This window comes from Oscillospiraceae bacterium (assembly GCA_015068525.1).
In the GTDB taxonomy this organism is placed as follows: Bacteria; Bacillota; Clostridia; order UMGS1840; family HGM11507; genus SIG450.
Window position 1 is genome coordinate 1 of the sequence record SVKJ01000007.1, and the last position, 20,459, is coordinate 20,459.

Sequence of the window (20,459 nt, forward strand, 5' to 3'; positions counted from 1 at the left end):
CTGATAAACCATTTATATAAAATGTCTTTTCTCCTAAAATGAGTCATTTCATGTGCCAAAACATTGTCAAGTTGTTCTGGAGTCATTTCAGTTTCAGGTAACAATAATGTTGGCTTAAAAAGTCCTATCATAAGTGGTGACGATATTCTATCACTTGTTCTTGCAACGATTTTCTTATTTGTAAATCGCATAAGTTCAGGACAAGAAATTATATCCGAATATTTGCGTAATTTGATTAAGAAAATCATATATCCAATAAGTTTACTAAAAAAGAGTGCAATCATAATAACAAACCACACAAATGAAACAATATTTAGTTTGTCATATGCAAAAATTTTCAAGTTTTCTATACGGTTGTATGTATTGCCTTCCTTGTCAGAATTTAATTCTAAATCTTGCTTGGTAACTTGTATAGGCTCATATGCATCACCTGATTCTTTTTTATCAGAAATTTGTGAATTGATTTCCAATGCTGGAACAGGATGCGAATTGTTGGGAAGTGAAATTCTGATAGGAAGAAGCATTACAACCAAAACAACAAGCCACATATAATAGTGCCAACTGCTTGTAAACCATCTTTTTGTAATTGGCTTAATCAAGGTAAGAACAAGCGTAAGTGCCGTTCCGATAAAAGAGGTAACAAGTATGGCTTTGAATATGTCTTGTAACATTGTTTATACCTCCTTATCTTCAAATATCGCCTTCAGCTCCTTAATATCGTCATCAGATAATTTTTGCTCTTTAAAAAATGAAACAGCAAAATCGAATGCAGAACCGTTATACAAACTGGAAATAAGATTTTTAGTCTGCGATTTACGATATTCCCTTTGAGAGACAAGAGGAGTATAGTAATATAATTTGCCTTGTTTTTCAAAAGTTAATGCTCCTTTTTCTACAAGTCTTGTCAAGAATGTCCCTATTGTTGTTTTTTTCCATCCCTTTGTTTCAAATGCTTCACAAATGTCAAGAGAAGTGACAGGCCTTTTTTCATTCCATATTACCTTCATTACCTCAAGTTCTGCATCAGAGATGTTTATATTTCTTTGCGCCATAGAAATACCTCCATTTTTTCATCCTACAACTGTAGTTTATATTTATATACTACAGTTGTAGTTTGAATTTGTCAATACTTTTTTGAAAATTTGTTTAAAAAATATGTAGAAAGCCCTCCGACATACTGCCGAAGGGCTTCATATTATCCTATTTTGTATCCTTTTGAAACGAGTTTTAAAATTTCTTCCATTCCGATTTCACGGTTCTCAAAGAATACTTGCTTTGCATTTGGGGATTCTTTTATGGTTATGGTCCTTTAGTTTCGTCAATCCAAGTAGATCATGAATTTAACATTTATTGTTCCATTACTTATTATTGCCAAAAGACATTAAATCCCAATGCTTCCGAAACAAATCTCAATGGAAGATATGTTCTATTGTTAATAATTATTGCTGTGGTATCCATTTCAATCATTTTACCGTCAGCAACTATTTTATTATCACCAATTTTTGTTGTTATAACAGTACCGTCAACATCTATTATTGTAACGCCCTGTGTTTGATCATTCCATATAACTTGACAGTTCAACATTTCAGCCAAAGCTCTTACTGGAACTTGTGTTCTGTCTTGCTCGTCAATAAACGGTTGAGCATCAGAATATGTTACAGGGTTATCATCAATTAGAATAGTTATTGTTTCTCCCTGTGTCAAAACAGTTACCCTTTGGGGAGCGATATAATCTTCTGGAAGTGACTCCGGTGGTGTTATAGTTTTGACAGCTTCGGGTGTCTCGTCTGTTACTGTTAAAACAACATTATTTTTTTCTAAATCATAAGAAACCTTATAAGAGAATAATGTTTCTATATCATCAATATACACATAAAAATCATCATTTTCAGCTATGATATTCTTTGTTATGTTTGCGCTATCACCATTTATCTTTACTTTATTAGAGTTAGCTGACAATTCAATCTGTCTGTTTCCATTCGATATGGTGATTGTTTTTCCCGCCTCTTCAGATATGATTTTATAGTCGATAAAAACTATAAAAGTTCTTAAAGGAACCTTAATTTTTTCATTTGTCTCACGAATAGGCTCACAACCAATAAAGACATCATAACCTTCACTTGTGTCCATTATAATTGTGTTTTCACGGTTTGAACTGTTTTTCACCATATCTTTACTGTCAACAAATTCAATGGTAGTTGCCACTGCTGTGAGAGACATCATAACAGTTATAACCATTAAAACTGCCATTGCTGCTATTCCTTTTTTTCTTAATTTTTTACTTGCTATTAACGTAAGTCTTTTTTTCATAGCTTTTTCACCTCCGAAAAATGTTGTTGTTAAATAAGATTTTTTTTGATTTTCTGTTTTCAAAAATGCAATCAGCATTTCACCATAAAAAACTCTTTTTCCGTATGAATTTTCTTTGAGTACAGCTTCATCACAGGAGGTTTCCCCGTCAATTTCAATGGCGTGTGCCATAAGGTAAACAAATGGGTTAAACCAATGCAGAGATACAAATATTAAAGTTAAAAACTGATACCATATATCTTTGCGTTTATAGTGAATCAACTCGTGACGCAATATAAAATGCAACTCATCATTAGTATAATTATTGTTCGGTAATATTAACATTACCCTAAACAAACCTGTTAGAAGCGGTGTATCTGCAATAGAAGAAATCCTTACAGGTATATTTTTGGATATTTTCAGACGCTTTTGTTCTTCCTCAAGAATTTTTTTAATGTGGGTATCAGAGAGTGGTAATGAAAATCGTTTTACAGCTTTTTTAAAAAAACGGTATCGCTTTATATGTATAACAAAATACAAGATTGCTCCTAACGCCCATACAAGTGCAATAAGAAATGCAACATTAAGTGGTTTTGTATGCTCGACAGCGTTTTCTTCAACACGCTTACTATTATTGTGTACTGATGAGAATTTATTATTTCCATTTCCAGAAATTTCTTCCTCAAATTCATAGATAGGCGCTTTTTGTGAAATCTGATTAAACATTTCTTGTACTTCTTTTTGAATGTGCAAAGTAGAACCAGGCAATTCTACACTATAATTAAGCCCAAAGCTATTAAACGGAATGAGAAAGATTATAATTACTGCGAGCCACGAGTAATAACGAAAACCTGCACTATATCTTTCTTCAATCAATTTTGTTAGCAACAAGAGTAAAATTACAATAATTGACACTTTTAATGATGAAATCACTACTTGTAAAAAAATTTGCATTATAAATTCTATCATTGTTGCTTTTCCTTAAACATTTCTTCAAGTTTAGAAATATCTTCATCACTCATTTTATTTCTGTCAAATAAAGCTCGCATTAAACTTGTTACTGAATTACCGTGTAACTTTTCCAAAAACATCTTGCTTTCATAGCTGATATAGTCACTCTCTGATATAAGCGGTGTATAAATATATCCTTTACCACGATTTTCCTTTGAAATAAATTCTTTTACGATAAGACGGTTAAGTAGCGTCTGAATTGTTTGCTGTGTCCAATCGTTTACGCCTTCATCATCAATAATTTGCTTCACCTCGCTTGTAGATATAGGAGTTTGATTGTGCCAAATTACCTTCATAATTTCAAGTTCCGCGTCCGGAAGTCTCTTATCGGTTTTTTTCAAGATAATTACCTCACTTTCTACGACAACTGTCGTATGTTGGTTATATTATATACGACAACTGTCGTATTGTCAATACTTTTTTAAGAATTTGTTTAAAAAAATATGTAGAAAGCCCTTCGACACATACTGCCGAAGGGCTTCATATTAACCTATTTTATATCCTTTTGAAACGAGTTTTAAAATTTCTTCCATTCCGATTTCACGGTTTTCAAAGAATACTTGCTTTGTGTTTGGTCTTTCTTTGATTGTTATTATCTTTTTAGTTTCGTCAATCCAGGCAGACCATACTTTATTTTGCTGTTCATCATTCATCAATCATTACCACCTGTGGAGGATATGACATTTTCTGTTCCTCGCTCCATTGCCATTGCGGAACAAATTCTCCTGTTGTACCTCTTACAATATATTTACCATCGTTTGACCTGAATTCAAATTTATTGTCAGGTAGGAGTGTAATAATTGCGTCAAAGGAATCTATACGAATCTGATTATTTTCCAAAAAGAAATGTCCTGCAAATGTGTTTTCAGCTATTACTTTAATTTGACTGTTTTCATTACGAGTAATATTATAACTATTAAACCATTTTTTACTTTCTTCTGTGTAATCATCAAAACCAAAACTCAATAGTGCGTATTCATCCTGAATATTATACTGAAAATAGTTGTCCTTATCCGTTCGTTTGATGGTTTTCCCTCCTAATTTCGCTTCAGTTGGAAATATACCAATTGTTGTTGTATCCGATTTTTTTGCTATTTCTCTATTTCTTACACTCAAAGCACTATATTCATCATGACTATCAGTTCCTAATCCAAAAAAGAAAATTCTGATTTTCGTTTCACCGATTTTTACAATTGTTTCTCCAAAATCAGCAATTCCATCACCAGCCGGCATAGGTAACGTAGTTATATATCCGACTTCGTTTTCATATACAGTTTCGCCGTCAATCTTTACAGTAAACAGACCTTCTATGTCGCTACCTTTACTATAAATACGGGTTACTTTATTGAGTACAATCTCAGCATTTCCGGTATCTTCTTTGTTGTTAATATCCATAAAATTCAACTTTGCATTAAATTCTGTTCTATAGCCTGTTTTGGAAATAGAAATGTCAGCATCTTTACAAATATAACATTTATTTATTATAAGTGCATTTTCATCAACTGTCTTTTCTCTCGGCAAACTTTCTATTTCTGCATCATCAATATAGAATCTGCTATTCAAACTGTCAAAGCCATATTTCATATTGGCAACAAACACACTTGTAAGGTTGCTGAAATCCGATTTTATTTCTACACCTATTTCTTCATAGTTTTTTAGCAATTTAATATATTCATACGGAACATAGGTTATGTCATTTTCCATATAAGGCGGATTTGACAGCGTATATTTATTTCCATCAATGATTACCTCTTTACTTCCAATACTGCAACTTGTTGACCATACAAATTTACCCGGAACAGTTGTTTCATTTTGTTCTGTTAATTCACTGCTATAATTAGGTTCTAATGCAGTTATTATTTTATGTGTCTTAGACCAGAAATCAACCGTAACTGTGCCGTTTTCATATTTTATTTTATCATTTTCAACATCCGAATTATTCAAAAATTCTCTCCATGGCAAATAATATACTCCATCTTTTTCGGTTGGAACAAAACCATTATAATTTCCTTTTCCAAAGTTAGCAACATAAACATAATCATCTTTAAGCAGTGAAGATACGATAGGAGCAACCTCATTTGCAAGAACCACGCTACCACAGGTTACTGCCAATATAAGCAAAGTACAAAATGCTGTTTTAAATATACTAAATCTTTTATTTTTCATAATCATTTCAAACCTCCTTTTAAGTTGTTTTTTATTTTTTGCCATATTACTTGAAAGCGCAGGAGAAGACTGACATACCATTGAAAGTATCATTGTGCTGTACTGCTTTTTGTCCTCAACATTCATTTCTTTTGTTACTTGTTCATCGCAAGCATATTCACACGCTTCGCCGATTAAATTCACCATAAAGTATGCAATCGGATTAAACCAACAAATTGAATTGACAATTACTGCAAAGAGCTTAAACCAACTGTCGTGATGCTTGTAATGTACCATTTCGTGCTTGATTGCAAGGTTATAATCTTCCTCATTCATTTCAATTTCGGGAATTGCAAGGGTTGGTTTAAAAAAGCCAAAAATTATAGGCGATGTTATTAAGGGACTTTTGATAACATCAACACCATTTATTTTTTCGTGGGTATCAAAATCACAAATTTTCTTCTTAAATCGAAAGTAAGATATAAAATATCTTAACATTGAAACAATAAAACCTAAAATCCAGACTGCAAACAGTATTTCCTGTATGGTTACAGGATTAGACCTTCTTACTATATTTGATGGTTTGGGCAATGTATTATATTGTGGTTTATCGTAAATTTGTTGCTTTTGATTTTTTGGTTGTGCATTATTTGTATTGTTGATAGGTGTTGTGGTATTAAATTCTGTTATATTTACCTCTCTTTGTATCTGAATTTCAGGAAACGTTATCTCCCCGATATTCATAGGTAATACAAAAATAAGCATTGCAAGTAAACTTATGTAATATAACGCCTTACCGCCAAGTAAGGATAAAATCTTGTTTTTAAATATCAAAACCATTATACAAACCAAAGAACCTGCAAGAGTTGATATTATAACTGATTCTAACATTATTCATCACCCTTTTTATCAATAAACCTTTTTAATTCTTCAATGTCTTCTTTTGTAAAATCTTCGTCACGGAACAGAGCCGAAATAAGACTCTTTGCACTCCCCCTGTGAATAAACTTTACAAATTCCTTTGTCTGCATAGCCTGATATTCCTGTTCGGAAATAATCGCCTCATATTCGTGAACATGCGAACGACCTATCTTTTCTGACTTTAAACATCCCTTGTCAATAAGTCTGCCCGCCAAAGTAGATATTGTAGTAAGTTTCTTATCGGGCATCTTTTCCGCAAGTTCACTTGTCGTAACCTTACCGTTTTTATCCCAGATTATTCTCATAATCTCCATTTCAGTTTCTGATATTTTCATAATAATTCCCCCTTCGTTTCTACAAGTTGTTTTTATTATACATTGTGTAGAAGCGAATGTCAATAGTTTTTTTGAAATTTATAAAACAAGACTTTCGGATAAACTTATTGTGTTAATGCACAATAAAAACCGTAACACCAATCTAAAACTGATATTACGTTTATCAAAATAATTAACTTTTCCTATTTACTTATTTGTTTGTTCCTAAAAAATACTTTTTATCTATTCCCAAACTTTCTAAATATTCATTGCACAATTTAATATCTCCGTAATTATAATCCTGAAGCAATTCTGAATATGCCCTATGAATCTTATTAAATGGAGATAATTTATATCCTGCATTTTCAATAATATAATATGAATCGATAATTTCGAGCGACATAGATATACAATATGTAACAATTGTTGATAATTTAGGGCGCGATTTATACCTGCATTTTAAACATTTCATAAATAATTCCTTCTTTCTAAAATTAAAAAAAGCGTATCAACCGAAGTCAATACGCTGAAAAACGCAAACTCCGATTGTCGCCAAACAATTTCACGTAGAATGTGGATATATCCTCTTGCACTCTCGCTAATGGAATTTGCGTTTTTGCCAATTCAAATAACGAGAGCCATCACAAAAAAGGGTATTAAAATACCCATTTCAAAAAAGAGAATATATAATTCTACATATTAAAATTGTTTGGCACTCTCATTATATCATTATTATGCCCAAAATACAATTATTTTTCCAAAATTCTCTTTTTCGTAAAAAAGCATATTAAAAACTCCCTGCAGTTTGATATCTGCAAGGAGTTTAACAGTTAAATTATTTGTTATCCAAAGGCTTCATTGTAGGAAACAGAAGTACATCTCTTATGGCTTGTGAGTCGGTAAGAAGCATACACATTCTGTCGATACCGAAGCCGATACCGCCTGTTGGTGGCATACCGATTTCTAAAGCGTTCATAAAGTCTTCGTCTGTGGTATTTGCTTCTTCGTCGCCCATTGCAAGAAGTGCTTCCTGTGCTTTAAATCTTTCTCTCTGGTCAATCGGGTCGTTAAGTTCTGAGTATGCGTTAGCCATTTCCCATCCGTTCATAAAGAACTCAAATCTTTCAACATATTCAGGATTTTCCGGTTTCTTCTTGGTAAGAGGAGAAATTTCTATCGGGTGATCCATAACAAATGTTGGCTGAATTAAATGCTCTTCAACATAAGTTTCAAAGAACAGATTTAATATATCGCCTTTTTTATGATGTGCTTCAAATTCAACATGATGCACTTTAGCAACTTCTTTTGCTTCGTCATCGGATTTAATTTCGTTAAAGTCAACACCTGAATATTTTTTAACAGCGTCAACCATTGTTATTCTTTCAAACGGTTTTCCTAAATCCATTTCAATACCGTTATAAACTATTTTGGTTGTTCCCAAAACTTCAGTCGCTACATGACGATAAAGATTTTCAGTTAAGTCCATCATACCGTGATAATCGGTGTATGCCTGATAAAGTTCCATCAAAGTAAATTCAGGGTTATGACGGGTATCCAGTCCTTCGTTTCTGAAAACTCGTCCTATTTCATATACCTTTTCCATACCGCCTACGATAAGACGTTTTAAGTACAACTCTAATGAAATACGAAGTTTAAAATCTTCGCCAAGTGCATTAAAATGAGTTTCAAAAGGACGGGCAGCCGCACCACCTGCGTTTGATACAAGCATTGGTGTTTCTACTTCTAAAAAGCCCTGCGCGTCTAAGTATTTTCTAATAGATGAGATTATTTTTGAACGTTTAATAAATGTATCCTTAACATCAGCGTTCATAATTAAATCAATATATCTCTTACGGTATCTTAAATCGGTATTAGTCATTCCGTGGAATTTTTCAGGAAGAGGTAAAAGTGATTTTGATAAAAGTGTTATATTATCAACTCTTATTGAGATTTCCCCTGTCTGCGTAGTGAAAACTTCGCCTGTTGCACCTATGATATCGCCGATATCAAGTTTCTTAAATCTTTCATACTCTTCTTCGCCTAAAATATCCTTTTTAACAAAAATCTGAACCTGGCCATCCATATCCTGCAGATGACAAAAACCAACTTTACCCATACCTCTTTTAGACATAATTCTGCCTGCAACGCAAACAGGCTGACCGTCAAGAGGAGATATTTTTGCAGTTATGGTTTTTGATTCGCCGCGAACCAAAACTTCTCTTTCTTCAGTTGTATAACCTTCTGAAACGTCTTTTGAAGAATAAGTTCTTGCATATTTTGTAATCTCGAAAGGATCTTTTCCTTCACTTGCAAGATTGTTAAGTTTCTCAATTCTTATTCTTTTAAGTTCATTAATATCTTCTTCTATAATATTATTTTTCATTTGTTCACTCAAGAGAATTCCCCCTACTTTGTAACCTCTAAAATTTTAAATTCCATTATTCCCTGTGGTGCGTTAACTTCAACTTCGTCCCCTTCTTTTTTGCCAAGAAGCGAAGCTCCTAAAGGAGATTCATTTGAAATCTTATACTGAGCAGGATTTGCTTCGGTAGAGCCTACTACTTTATAAATAATTTCTTCATCAAACTCTTTATCGTAAAGTTTGACTTTACAACCTATTGTAACAACACCGTCGCCTGAATTATCATCTTCAATAATTCTGGCATTTTTAATTGTGTTTTCAAGTTTAATTATCTTTTCTTCAACTTCTGCCTGCTCGTTTTTAGCCGCATCATATTCTGCATTTTCGGATAAGTCGCCAAATGAAAGTGCTTCTTTAATTTTTTCAGCAATCTCATTTCTTTTTTCAGTTTTTAAATATTCCAACTGGTCTTTTAAGTCTTTAAGACCGTCGGCAGTAAGTAAAATTTCTTTAGACATTACCTAATCCTCCAATATACTAATCTATCAGTTTATTATATTATTTTTGCCCTGTTATGTCAAGTGTTTTTTGTTATAATCTATTAAGTGTTTTTTGTTATAAACTTATCAATCTTAAAAGGCTCGGAAAGTATTTTTAAAAAAACGGCATCGCTTATGTTATAAATATTTTTTTCTTCCTTAAATTTAACCTTAATATCTTTGACTCCTCTTTTATCGGTTGCCTCAAAAATATCTATAAGATGTCCTTTGAATTTATAAAGATTTACCTTTTTGTTTTTAAGGTATATTAAAATGTCGCAGTCTATATTTTTATAGTCTTCCCTTACTATAACAGGAACTCCTGTTTCTTTGTAGAATGAATCGAGCAAACACCCTAATTCTTCTGTGTTGTCGGAATATACTGTCAAAGTTTTTAATTTATTCTTTAACTTTTCCATTTTTCTTATTACAGCACTTAAATTATTATCTGCCAAAATGCCCAAAGAGAGTTTGCCATCTTTTATACCAAGCGAATTTGCAAGTTTAATAACAACTTTATCCATATTAAAAAAAAGCACGTCTTCTTTTTTTATAATATTTACTTTGCCTTCAAAATACTTTTTAAAACTATGGGATATATTATTATCAAAAGCAACACTCATTATCCTGTCTTTATTTAATTTTTTATAAATTCTTTTTGCTGTTAATTTATGCTCATCAAAAATTTTATAAACTATGTATTTTTCTTTTATCTCTTTTTTAAAAGAAAACGGGATTGCTCTTTTATCCTCTTTTATTATTATCAAATTCATATAATCACCTGTTAAATATTATGCTATTAAAATATATTTACAATATCTTTAATTTATGTTACAATTTTTATGGTGATATAATGAAAAAAATACTTGTGTCTATTCTTATACTGTTATTTTTTTCTCTTAGTGTATATGCCGAAGGGGTTACACTGCCTATTTTACTATATCATAACATAACCGATTTTGATCAGGGGTTTGATTATGATGTACATATATCAAGAGAAAAATTTACTGAGCAACTTGAATTTTTAAAGGAAAATAATTTTAATACAATAACTTTCAAAGATTATTATGAGTACAGGACAAACGGAACACCGCTTCCCGAAAACCCGATTATAATTACCTTTGATGACGGATATTATTCCAACTATAAAATTGCATATCCCATTTTAAAAAATATGGGAATGAAAGGAACAATATTTACAGTAACATTCTCTTCCTACATTCCGAAAACTTTTGTTTTTAATCATTTTACATGGGCAGAAGCAAGAGAGATGGCAGAAAGCCAAGTTATAGATATTGAAAGCCACTCAGCAAACCATCTTGTTCACACAAACTTAAGTTATGACCAATGTGTTTTCGAGTCAAGAAAATCATATTTTGATATTTATAAAAATATTGGAATAAAACCTTTTTGTTACGCTTATCCCACAGGTGCATTTACAGAATTATCCAAAAAAGCATCAGAAGATGCAGGATATAAAATTCAATGCACAGTTATGGGAAAACTCAACAATGACCTTACACCTCTTAACGAATTAAGGCGTCTTAATATAAGAGGCGATATTGAACTTGACGAGTTTATAGATTTGATTTATAATTCTTCATACTAAAAAAGACGGCGTCTGAAATTAAACGCCGTCATTTTTAGTATTTACAATCGGTTCCTGCATAAAGTTATATATTTCGTTATACTGTTCTAATTCTTCCTCCGTGCCCATACCCGAAGCCACAAGCCCTGTACAGTCGCACAAAGCAGAAACTTTAAAATCGTGTTCCTGAGGGAACGTATCTTTGTTTTTCTTTTCCTTTTCCACAAAATATCACCTCTTAAATCTATTTGTATCCTTGTATGGTTTCTATGATATTATATGCAGAAAAATTATTTTTCTATCATTGTACCTATTCCTGATTTTGTAAATATTTCAAGAAGCAGGCAATGAGGCACTCTGCCGTCAATTATATGTACTGAATTAACTCCCTTATCAAGTGCTTCAAGGCACCCTAAAACTTTAGGAATCATACCTCCTGTTATAACATCTTTATCAATTAAGTCCAAAATTTCCTGTTTATTTGTATAATATAAAAGTTCACCGTCTGCACCTGTTTTAATTCCTTCAACATCGGTAAGCATAATAAGTTTTTCTGCGTTTAAACTTGCTGCCAATGCTCCTGCAACGGTATCTGCATTTATATTATAACTTTCTCCGTTTTCCCCTACGCCTATCGGTGCAACAACAGGGATAAACTCGTCTTTTATAATATACTCCAAAACTTTATTATTTATTTCAATAATATCTCCTACATAACCAATATCGGTTTTTTTACCGTCAACTTCGGTATAAAGTTTTTTGCATTTTATTAAATTTCCGTCTATACCGCAAATACCAAGTGCGTTTCCGCCTTTTTGATTAAGCAGTGATACGATTTCTTTATTGGTTTTACCAACAAGTACCATTTGCGCAACTTTAACAGTTTCTTCGTCTGTAACTCTTAAACCGTTTATAAATTCACTTTCAATATTAAAAGTTTTTAACGCTTCTGAAATGTCAGGTCCGCCTCCGTGAACTAAGATAGGATTAAGCCCGATATATTTTAAAAGTGTCAAATCCTCCATAACCGAATTTTTAAGTTCATCATTTATCATAGCGTTACCGCCATATTTTACAACAATTGTTTTACCTGCAAATCTTTGTATATACGGCAGGGCTTCAATAAGTATCCCCGCTTTTTTTATAAGTAATTCCATATCATTCATATTTTTTCTCCTAGCCGTCGGAAAGTTATCCGAACTCGTTTTTAAATTGTGAATTTTTGATAAATAACCGTTAAAAGCCTTGGAAATATCCGACGGCTATAAGTAAAATCCAGGGTTTGCAAGTCCCTCATTCTCGTTAAAACCAAACATTATATTCATATTCTGAACAGCCTGACCTGCAGCGCCTTTAACTATATTGTCAATAGCGCTTGTTACAATTACTCTTTTTAATCTTTTATCAACTTTAAAACCGATATCAACAAAATTTGAACCTGCCACGTGATTTGTTTCAGGCAGTTTGCCCGGTTCATATATTCTTATAAACTGTTCTCCCTTGTAGAATTCTTTATAAAATTCATAAATTTCTTCATCGCCTACATCTTTTGTAAGATTAGCGTAAATTGTTGCAAGTATTCCTCTCTTTAACGGAACAAGGTGAGGTGTAAAAGAAACCATTATATCCTTTGATGCAAACTTCGATAATTCCTGTTCTATTTCCGAAGTATGCCTGTGAGTTGCAATTTTGTATGCTTTCATATTTTCGGTACATTCGCAGAAACTATAGTCAAGATTTGTTGACCTTCCTGCTCCTGTTACCCCTGACTTAGCATCTATTATAATTGAATCTTCATCAATAATGTTATTTTTAAGAAGTGGTGCTGCTCCTAAAATTGAGCAGGTTGTATAACAACCGGGATTTCCGATCAATGATGCATTTTTTATCTTCTCTCTGTGAAGTTCGCAAAGCCCGTAAACAGACTCTTCTAAAACTTCGGGAGATGAATGAGGTTCGCCATACCACTTTTCATAAACCTTTATATCATCATATCTGAAATCTCCGCTTAAATCGATAACTTTAACTTGCGATTTAAAAAGTTCGGGAATAACTTCTTTTGATGCTCCGTGAGGCAGTGCCGTAAACACAACGTCCGACTCTTTTACTACCTTTTTAATATCAAGGTCGGTAAGTTCTATATCAAGTACTCCTGAAAAATTAGGATAAATTTCGCTTAATTTTTTACCCGCAAAACTTTTGGAAACAAGATTTGTAATCTCAACTTCCTTATGAGAGCATAAAAGCCTTACAAGTTCAACTCCGGCATAACCTGTCGCTCCGAGAACAGATACTTTAATCATTATTTATCATTCCCCTTTTTATAATTTAAAACCATTTGAATATTATACACTCTTTTTAATAAAAATGCAATATTTTAATTAAAATTCTTCTTGATTTATTCTCAGACTGTGATATAATAGTAAAGTAAACTAATTAAAAATGAAAGGTTGTTACAAATGATACTTGATAACATTAAAAATAAAGAACTTTATTACAAATTGGGCGAAGGTTTTAAAATCGGTCTTGATTTTATCGACAAAGCAAGAAAAGAAGGCATTGAAGTCGGAAAATATGAACTTGATGGTAAAAACGTATATGCAAACGTTCAGGAATACAATTCAAAAGAAGAAGCAAAATTTGAAAACCACGATAATTACATAGACATTCAGTATATCCTAAAAGGTAACGAAATGATGTACTGGGAAGATTTGGCTAAATGTACTGAAATGATTCCTTACAATCCTGACAAAGATGTTACATTCTATAACGATACTGAAACCGCTGTTGCTTTGGAAGTTAATGAAGATGAATTTGCAGTATTCTTCCCGAATGATGTTCACAAACCGGGAATGAAAATAAAAGAAAGCCTTCCTGTTAAAAAGATTTTAATTAAAATTCATATTTAATATGTATTATCAGCAAGAAATCACATAGGTTTCTTGCTATAACGGGGTGTAGCGCAGGTGGTAGCGCACTAGACTGGGGGTCTAGTGGCCGCAGGTTCAAGTCCTGTCACTCCGACCAGAAAAAAGACTATTCTTCCGAATAGTCTTTTTTCATCTAAATCCGTCTTGCAACGGAATAAATCCACTATCGTGGATGAAACCCGCTTCGCAGATGAAATCGCCTTTGGCGGATAGAAGACGGATTTAATTTCATCAAAGTTGTAAAACTTTGATTTCATCCAAACAAGTTTGGATTTCATCGTGAACAAAGTGAACGATTTAATTAAAATATAAATATCATAGTAGTACAGTTTAAATCTTTCAAAAAAGCACCCATTCGGGTGCTTTTTATCATATACCTTCTTCTATTTTTTTAACATACTCTTCCACATCGTATCTTATATTTATAAAAATATCAACAATTTGGGGGTCAAAGTGTTTTCCTGATTCTTCTTTTAATACATTGTATGCTTCATCGACAGACATTTTCTCTTTATATACACGTTTTGATACAAGAGCATCAAAAACATCTGCCACAGCCATAATCCTTGCGCAAAGGGGAATATCCTCTTTGGAAATTCCCGTCGGATAGCCGCTTCCATCCCATTTTTCATGGTGGTATAGTACGATATCTTCTGCATATTTTAACAATGTACTGTTCTCAGGACCAGAAAAAACTTTTTTCATTATATTTTTGCCTTCAGTGGTATGAGTTTTCATAATTTCATATTCTTCTTTGGTAAATTTCCCTGCTTTATTTAATATTTCATCAGGGATTTTTATTTTTCCAACATCGTGAAAAATTGAAGCGAATTTAATATTTTCCACATAATCGTCACTTACGATATGAGGATATAATCTGTTATTTTTAATATACTCAAGCATCATTCTTACATATTCGCTTACGTGAAAACTGTGACTTACTGTACTTGAGTCGCATTCTTCAATTATCTTTGTCATAGGTTTTAGTGCATCAAAGTTTAATATGAAATTTTGATAAAAATTCTTTTTTAACTGTTCACTTATCATATACAATTACCTCTTTTTAGTTGCCAGAAGAGTCAACTAAACTTTTCTATTATTATTGTATTAAAAATAATTTATAATGCACTCTGATAAAAAACTTTTGCGCTAATTTGCAATAAAAAAACTGCACATCAAATAAACCCTTAGTGCAGTAAGACTTGAACACAATATGCCTTAAACCATATTGGGTTCGAGTATTACTACACTAACATATTTAAAGTGCAGCAGGACGAACATAGCCTAAGCCTTAGTCTCTTTGCTTTGCGTCACCGTCTTTCGGCGGTTTTGCCTAATTATTTAGTTGTACTTATCTTTATATTTTTTCAAAAACCCAAAGTGTATCGTCAGGGTCTGTGTCATTTTTTCTGGGGAAACCATATACACTAAGCGTAACTGTTTCGCTGTTATTCTTCTTATATGTTATTCTCGGAATATTTCCATCGATAAGTTCGCGTTTTATGGCATCATAATTTAAGAAACTGAACATTGCCCTTGCAAAATCCGGATTGACAATATCCTCAACATATTTTACAAACAACTTTTTAAATGAATCTTCCGTTTCATTATATCCAAGATACGCCGGCATAAGAATTCTTTGTGCCTTATCAGTATTTAAAGAAACTTTATAAATTCCGTTATATCTTTGCTTCATAACATTAAGCAGAGTATCTATTTCGCCTATTCCTGTTTTAATTATCTTATATTCAGTTTCTTTTACCGTGGCAACACTCTTATTTTCTTTACTCTGGTAATAACGTGCCTTTGCCTCATACATTCTTATTTCAGCATCATTTACTACTTCTTCGGTATTGAAATTCTGAGTTCTGTATGACATTCCCATAGCAACATGGTATCCCATAGGCTGAAGCCTTTTTGCCATGATATCTATCATTTCTTTGACGGTTTCCTGATCAGTATCCTTCATAAAAACAAGGAATTCGTCTCCGCCCATTCTATATATATAATTACCATAAAATACTTCTTTTAGAGTATTTGCTATATAAATTAGCATTTCATCGCCGGCAGCATGACCGTATCTGTTGTTACACAAATGTAGTTCATTGACATCAATATAAACACATGAAAAATTCTCTGGTTTTTCCTCATCAAATATCTTAATATCCTTTTTATATGTAACACGATTTAAAAGACCTGTTAAAGAATCAGTTGTTGCCGCTTTTTCTGTTTTGTGAAGATGTTTCTTATTAAAAACAGCAATAGAAAAACAAACTGCTATTTCAACAAGTATGGTTTTTGCTTCCTCAACTTTTACAGGATTAATAGATGAAAGCACACTTATTCTGTTATTTTTATCAGCAACCGCAACAAAAACAACATTATCTATCATACGTTCTTTTAAGAACGAATTAAATTTCGGATTATTCTTTTCAAGCGTACTGCCTGCATTTATTGTAACAATATTAACCGATTTTCCGCTTGCTGCTCTAAGAGATGCCGCGTACCCTAAAATTTCAGATATGAAATACTTTCTGTCCTCTCCTGTTAAACGGTTTTCTGTGTACAAAGGAGAAACATAATTATAATCCTCTTCATCTGTATCAAAAAAAGCAGTAGAACGTGATTTCGAATAATCAGTAATTCTTTCAAGTGCTTCTCTTATATTATTATCCTGCTGATTAACTTCAAGAAGAAGTTTTCTTATCTGAGATGCTTCTGTTATTGCATTTTTCTTTCTTCTTTCATTTCTCATAAGAAATACAAAGTATGCAATAAGTATAGCGGAAATTAAAGCAAATGATATAATTAATACACCTGCTATTTCGTTTGACTGTTTAAAAACCTGACTTTCGCTTCTTACAAGCATTATTTTCCAGTCGTTTATTCCAAGCGGAGAAAAATGAATATACATATCTTCGTTTAATACTTTAGACTCGAAAACAGAATATCCTTTTTCTTCCTCAATAAGTTGCTTATAAGAATATCCTTTTTTATACTTCCTGTCACTTAAGGAAGAAATATTCCCCAGTTTATCATTGAAAGTATCAATAATTAAATGCCCTTTTTCACTTTCATATACATAAAGCTGAGCATCAAGTTCATTAACTGTCTGCACGTATTTTAAGGATAAATCTGAAAGATCTATAGAGCCGTATAATATACCGACAGTTTCCCCATTCACCACAATAGGTTCTGCAATTCTTATAATATCTATACTTGAATTTGTAACATCGGAAACTCTGCCTGTTATGTATCTGCCTTTTTTTGCTTCGTCAAAAAAAGACAACTGCCCGTTAAAATTAAGAATACCTTTTTTGGTTGTAAAAGAATTATCAGGTTTTAAAATGCCTACATTTTTTACTAAACCTGTCGGCGTATAAGAGTCAAAAATCAGTCCGAAATTACGATTTTCACTATAGAGTTTAGATGCATGATTTGCTAAAAGAAATAAAGTTTCCCTGTCCGAATCTATTCGCCTTTTTATATCATCTTTAATCTGCTTTGTCTGAACATGAAGGTCGTCATAACATTCCTCTTCCTCCTTATGATAAACAAGGGCTACCATAGATAAAAAGACAGCACAAAGCAGTATTATTGAAACGAATGTGTAAAAAATATTATTATAACTTTTCTTTACAAATTCTTTAATTGTCATATAAACTCTCTCCCGTTAAAATAAATGAATAATTAATAATTAATGATTGATAATTTTATTTTAAAATGAGTGTACATTTTAGATGCCAGTCATTTTAGCTAAATTTTGAACTAAAGTTCAAAGCTAAATTATTCCACTTTGCTCCATAGCTAAATAACTCCTTCGGAGTAGCTAAATTAAATTCGCTTAATAGCTGACCGCAGGTCAATTTAGCTACGAAGTAATTTAGCGTGCGTCAGCACATTCAGCTCGCTGCCAAGCGAATTTAGCTGAATAGATTTAACTTTGTTAAATCTATTCTACCATATCCTTTATATAAAATCAATATCTTGATTTTTAAAAAAATCATTGACTTTATCACTTTAGTGTGATACAATATCCTTAAATTAAATGCGATGACCAGAAAATAGTAGGTTGGAAAGAACATGGAGAGAGTTGCCGGATGGTGCGAGGCAAACGGGGCGTCCTTCCCGAATTCCTTCTGTTAGCAGTGCACTGAACAAGATTAATCTTAAGTAGGAGGCAACGGGTGTTCCCGTTACAGAACTAAGGTATTTTAAGTACCTGACAAGGTCGCTACCGTGAGATAGCGATAAACTGAGGTGGTACCACGGAAATGATATTTTCGTCCTCTGTATCCTTAAACAGGATTGCAGAGGATTTTTTTATTCCTGTAAGACCTGTTAAAAAGTTATATTATCAGGAAAGGATGAGTAAAAATGAGCAACAACTACTATCAGAAAGAAATCGAAACCATGCCTTATGAAGAAATGAAGAAACTTCAGTCGGAAAAACTGAAAAAACAAGTTAAACACGTTTATGAGAATGTGGAATACTACCGTAATCTTATGGACGAAAAAGGCGTCAAACCCGAAGATATAAACGGTATTGAAGATTTACACAAACTGCCGTTTCTTACAAAAGCAGATTTAAGAGATGCTTACCCTTACGGACTTTTGGCAAAGCCTTTAGAAGATTGTGTACGTATCCATTCGACATCAGGAACAACGGGAAGGCGTGTTGTTGCTTTCTACACACAAAACGATGTTGATTTGTGGGAAGATTGCTGTGCCCGTGCTATTGTTGCAACAGGAGGCAGTAAAAAAGACGTTTGTCAGGTAGCCTATGGTTATGGATTATTTACAGGCGGTTTCGGACTTCACGGAGGTGCTTCCAAAGTTGGATGTCTTACACTTCCTATGTCATCAGGAAATACCGAACGTCAGATTCAGTTTATGACAGACCTTAGTGCAACAATTCTTTGCTGTACACCTTCTTATGCGGCATATATTGGCGAAACTTTGAAAGAACAGGGATATAAACCTGAAGATATTCCCCTAAGAGCCGGAATTTTTGGTGCAGAACCATGGACCGAAGAAATGAGAAAAAGCATTGAAGGAACACTTGGTATTAAGGCTTATGATATATATGGTCTTACTGAATCAACAGGACCGGGAGTTGCATTTGAATGTTCGGAACAAACCGGTATGCATATAAACGAAGACCATTTTATTGCAGAAATCATTGACCCTGATACAGGCGAAGTGCTTCCTGAAGGTGAAAAAGGTGAATTAGTATTCACTTCACTTGATAAAGAAGCGTTTCCGCTTCTTAGATACAGAACAAGAGATATTTGCGTTCTTTCAAGAAAAAAATGCTCTTGCGGAAGAACACTTGTTAAAATGGCAAAACCAATGGGAAGAACCGACGATATGCTTATAATAAGGGGTGTTAATGTATTCCCAAGCCAGATTGAAACTGTTCTTTTAAACGAAGGCTATCAGCCTAACTACCAGATTGTTGTTGACAGAAAGAATAATACAGATACATTTGAAGTTAATGTAGAATTGTCACCTGAACAATTCACCGACAAAGTAAGCGAAGTACTTGCAATGGAAAAATCTCTTGCAAACGCTATGAAAACAATGCTTGGCATAAATCCTTCCGTTCATCTTGTAGCACCTAAAACAATTGCGAGAAGCGAAGGAAAAGCAGTTCGTGTAATTGATAAACGTAAGTTAATTTAATTGTCTTATAAATTCAGGAAAGGAGAATTTTAAAATGGCTATTAAACAATTAACAGTATTTGTTCCTAACAGAAAAGGTACAATTGTTGCAGTAACAGATATACTTGCTAAAAACGATATTAATTTAAGAGCACTCTCTATTGCAGAAACAGAGGATTTTGGTATTCTTCGTCTTATTGTAAATGATGAAAACAAAGCAGAAAAAGTGCTTGGAGAACAGGGGTATCTTATTAAAGTAGTTGATGTTGTAGGTGTTAAAATCGGTGATGCACCCGGTAAACTTACAGCAGCACTTGATGTTCTTGATAAAAATGATATTAACGTTGAATATCTTTATGCATTTATGGCTCGTACCGAAAAGCATGCTTATGTTGTTTTAAGAGTTGAAAACAATAAAACAGCCGAAGAAGCACTGTCAAGTGCAGGATTTAAACTTATTACAGAAGCAGATATAAACAAACTGTAGGAGGAATGTTAAAAAACTCAGAACTGATTGTAGGGGAGGGAACCGAACCCGACCGCACCCTGTGGGTGATGAAGGAAGGGTGCAGGGCTGTGCTGTAACACAATGAAAACGAGGGTGATTTATTCGCGTGAAGTTTGAATTGATGTTACGAACGGACTTACGTGCCCTCCAGTAAATGCAAAATGCAAAAGGCAAAGTGCAAAATGAAG

At 33.0% G+C, this 20,459-nt stretch carries 19 protein-coding genes, 1 tRNA gene and 1 riboswitch; of the genes, 5 read left to right on the forward strand and 15 right to left on the reverse strand.

Annotated features, from left to right (window positions below; translation table 11 throughout):
* The 10 genes from E7419_03405 to E7419_03450 all read right to left on the reverse strand — a co-directional run.
* Positions 1–671, reverse strand: a 671-nt coding sequence (locus E7419_03405) for a hypothetical protein (protein ID MBE7014240.1), incomplete at its 3' end; no start/stop codon positions are given.
* A gap of 3 nt (positions 672–674) precedes the next feature.
* Positions 675–1,052 carry a BlaI/MecI/CopY family transcriptional regulator gene (locus tag E7419_03410; GenBank protein MBE7014241.1) on the reverse strand — a complete coding sequence of 126 codons (378 nt, stop codon included), beginning with the start codon at positions 1,050–1,052 and terminating at the stop codon, positions 675–677.
* Between the two features lie 313 nt (positions 1,053–1,365).
* Positions 1,366–3,258 (reverse strand): hypothetical protein, encoded by a 1,893-nt coding sequence (locus E7419_03415; GenBank protein ID MBE7014242.1) that lies wholly within the window; start codon positions 3,256–3,258, stop codon positions 1,366–1,368.
* Positions 3,255–3,641: a BlaI/MecI/CopY family transcriptional regulator gene (locus E7419_03420; protein ID MBE7014243.1), complete on the reverse strand. Its 387-nt coding sequence runs from the start codon at positions 3,639–3,641 to the stop codon at positions 3,255–3,257. Before E7419_03420 ends, E7419_03415 begins: the two co-directional genes overlap by 4 nt.
* A gap of 304 nt (positions 3,642–3,945) precedes the next feature.
* Positions 3,946–6,336, reverse strand: a complete 2,391-nt coding sequence (locus tag E7419_03425; GenBank protein MBE7014244.1) for a hypothetical protein — start codon at positions 6,334–6,336, stop codon at positions 3,946–3,948.
* On the reverse strand, positions 6,336–6,701 hold the full coding sequence (locus E7419_03430; protein MBE7014245.1) for a BlaI/MecI/CopY family transcriptional regulator: 366 nt from the start codon (positions 6,699–6,701) through the stop codon (positions 6,336–6,338). The genes E7419_03425 and E7419_03430 overlap by 1 nt, the downstream gene beginning before the upstream one ends.
* A 190-nt stretch (positions 6,702–6,891) precedes the next feature.
* Positions 6,892–7,152, reverse strand: coding sequence for a hypothetical protein (locus E7419_03435; protein ID MBE7014246.1), 261 nt, complete (start codon positions 7,150–7,152; stop codon positions 6,892–6,894).
* 363 nt (positions 7,153–7,515) lie between these two features.
* Entirely contained in the window at positions 7,516–9,075 is a 1,560-nt protein-coding gene (gene lysS / locus E7419_03440; protein MBE7014247.1) for a lysine--tRNA ligase, read from the reverse strand.
* Between the two features lie 11 nt (positions 9,076–9,086).
* Positions 9,087–9,560, reverse strand: coding sequence for a transcription elongation factor GreA (greA, locus tag E7419_03445; protein MBE7014248.1), 474 nt, complete (start codon positions 9,558–9,560; stop codon positions 9,087–9,089).
* Between the two features lie 83 nt (positions 9,561–9,643).
* Positions 9,644–10,354, reverse strand: a complete 711-nt coding sequence (locus E7419_03450; protein ID MBE7014249.1) for a hypothetical protein — start codon at positions 10,352–10,354, stop codon at positions 9,644–9,646.
* Positions 10,355–10,374: 20 nt separating this feature from the next.
* On the opposite strand from E7419_03450, the gene E7419_03455 reads away from it, so the two are divergent.
* Positions 10,375–11,190 (forward strand): hypothetical protein, encoded by an 816-nt coding sequence (locus tag E7419_03455; protein MBE7014250.1) that lies wholly within the window; start codon positions 10,375–10,377, stop codon positions 11,188–11,190.
* An 18-nt stretch (positions 11,191–11,208) separates the two neighbouring features.
* Here the strand turns inward: E7419_03455 and E7419_03460 are convergent, their stop codons facing one another.
* The 3 genes from E7419_03460 to E7419_03470 all read right to left on the reverse strand — a co-directional run bounded on the left by E7419_03460 (position 11,209) and on the right by E7419_03470 (position 13,472).
* A complete protein-coding gene (locus E7419_03460) occupies positions 11,209–11,394 on the reverse strand; it encodes a hypothetical protein (GenBank protein ID MBE7014251.1) in 186 nt (61 codons plus the stop codon).
* A gap of 65 nt (positions 11,395–11,459) precedes the next feature.
* Positions 11,460–12,335 (reverse strand): acetylglutamate kinase, encoded by an 876-nt coding sequence (gene argB, locus E7419_03465; GenBank protein ID MBE7014252.1) that lies wholly within the window; start codon positions 12,333–12,335, stop codon positions 11,460–11,462.
* A gap of 96 nt (positions 12,336–12,431) precedes the next feature.
* Positions 12,432–13,472, reverse strand: coding sequence for an N-acetyl-gamma-glutamyl-phosphate reductase (locus E7419_03470; protein ID MBE7014253.1), 1,041 nt, complete (start codon positions 13,470–13,472; stop codon positions 12,432–12,434).
* A gap of 156 nt (positions 13,473–13,628) precedes the next feature.
* Here E7419_03470 and E7419_03475 point away from each other — a divergent pair, with 156 nt between their 5' ends.
* Both E7419_03475 and E7419_03480 read left to right on the forward strand, forming a co-directional pair.
* On the forward strand, positions 13,629–14,078 hold the full coding sequence (locus E7419_03475) for a DUF386 domain-containing protein (GenBank protein ID MBE7014254.1): 450 nt from the start codon (positions 13,629–13,631) through the stop codon (positions 14,076–14,078).
* Between the two features lie 42 nt (positions 14,079–14,120).
* Positions 14,121–14,196, forward strand: a tRNA-Pro gene (locus E7419_03480).
* A gap of 272 nt (positions 14,197–14,468) precedes the next feature.
* On the opposite strand, the gene E7419_03485 is transcribed toward E7419_03480, so the two are convergent.
* Both E7419_03485 and E7419_03490 read right to left on the reverse strand, forming a co-directional pair.
* On the reverse strand, positions 14,469–15,146 hold the full coding sequence (locus tag E7419_03485; protein ID MBE7014255.1) for an HD-GYP domain-containing protein: 678 nt from the start codon (positions 15,144–15,146) through the stop codon (positions 14,469–14,471).
* A gap of 214 nt (positions 15,147–15,360) precedes the next feature.
* Positions 15,361–15,443, reverse strand: a riboswitch (cyclic di-GMP riboswitch).
* A gap of 13 nt (positions 15,444–15,456) precedes the next feature.
* Positions 15,457–17,757: a GGDEF domain-containing protein gene (locus E7419_03490; GenBank protein ID MBE7014256.1), complete on the reverse strand. Its 2,301-nt coding sequence runs from the start codon at positions 17,755–17,757 to the stop codon at positions 15,457–15,459.
* Between the two features lie 719 nt (positions 17,758–18,476).
* On the opposite strand from E7419_03490, the gene E7419_03495 reads away from it, so the two are divergent.
* Both E7419_03495 and E7419_03500 read left to right on the forward strand, forming a co-directional pair.
* Positions 18,477–19,784, forward strand: a complete 1,308-nt coding sequence (locus tag E7419_03495; GenBank protein MBE7014257.1) for a phenylacetate--CoA ligase — start codon at positions 18,477–18,479, stop codon at positions 19,782–19,784.
* A 34-nt stretch (positions 19,785–19,818) separates the two neighbouring features.
* On the forward strand, positions 19,819–20,250 hold the full coding sequence (locus E7419_03500) for an ACT domain-containing protein (protein ID MBE7014258.1): 432 nt from the start codon (positions 19,819–19,821) through the stop codon (positions 20,248–20,250).
* Positions 20,251–20,459: the final 209 nt, after the last annotated feature.

Bases quoted from the DNA above. Each gene is read 5' to 3' on its own strand.
- E7419_03435 (MBE7014246.1), bottom strand. From the start codon at position 7,152: ATGAAATGTTTAAAATGCAGGTATAAATCGCGCCCTAAATTATCAACA.
- argB (MBE7014252.1), bottom strand. From the start codon at position 12,335: ATGAATGATATGGAATTACTTATAAAAAAAGCGGGGATACTTATTGAA.
- E7419_03430 (MBE7014245.1), bottom strand. From the start codon at position 6,701: ATGAAAATATCAGAAACTGAAATGGAGATTATGAGAATAATCTGGGAT.
- E7419_03415 (MBE7014242.1), bottom strand. From the start codon at position 3,258: ATGATAGAATTTATAATGCAAATTTTTTTACAAGTAGTGATTTCATCA.
- greA (MBE7014248.1), bottom strand. From the start codon at position 9,560: ATGTCTAAAGAAATTTTACTTACTGCCGACGGTCTTAAAGACTTAAAA.
- E7419_03410 (MBE7014241.1), bottom strand. From the start codon at position 1,052: ATGGCGCAAAGAAATATAAACATCTCTGATGCAGAACTTGAGGTAATG.
- E7419_03425 (MBE7014244.1), bottom strand. From the start codon at position 6,336: ATGTTAGAATCAGTTATAATATCAACTCTTGCAGGTTCTTTGGTTTGT.
- E7419_03470 (MBE7014253.1), bottom strand. From the start codon at position 13,472: ATGATTAAAGTATCTGTTCTCGGAGCGACAGGTTATGCCGGAGTTGAA.
- E7419_03450 (MBE7014249.1), bottom strand. From the start codon at position 10,354: ATGAATTTGATAATAATAAAAGAGGATAAAAGAGCAATCCCGTTTTCT.
- E7419_03500 (MBE7014258.1), top strand. From the start codon at position 19,819: ATGGCTATTAAACAATTAACAGTATTTGTTCCTAACAGAAAAGGTACA.
- E7419_03495 (MBE7014257.1), top strand. From the start codon at position 18,477: ATGAGCAACAACTACTATCAGAAAGAAATCGAAACCATGCCTTATGAA.
- E7419_03490 (MBE7014256.1), bottom strand. From the start codon at position 17,757: ATGACAATTAAAGAATTTGTAAAGAAAAGTTATAATAATATTTTTTAC.
- E7419_03475 (MBE7014254.1), top strand. From the start codon at position 13,629: ATGATACTTGATAACATTAAAAATAAAGAACTTTATTACAAATTGGGC.
- E7419_03455 (MBE7014250.1), top strand. From the start codon at position 10,375: ATGCTATTAAAATATATTTACAATATCTTTAATTTATGTTACAATTTT.
- E7419_03485 (MBE7014255.1), bottom strand. From the start codon at position 15,146: ATGATAAGTGAACAGTTAAAAAAGAATTTTTATCAAAATTTCATATTA.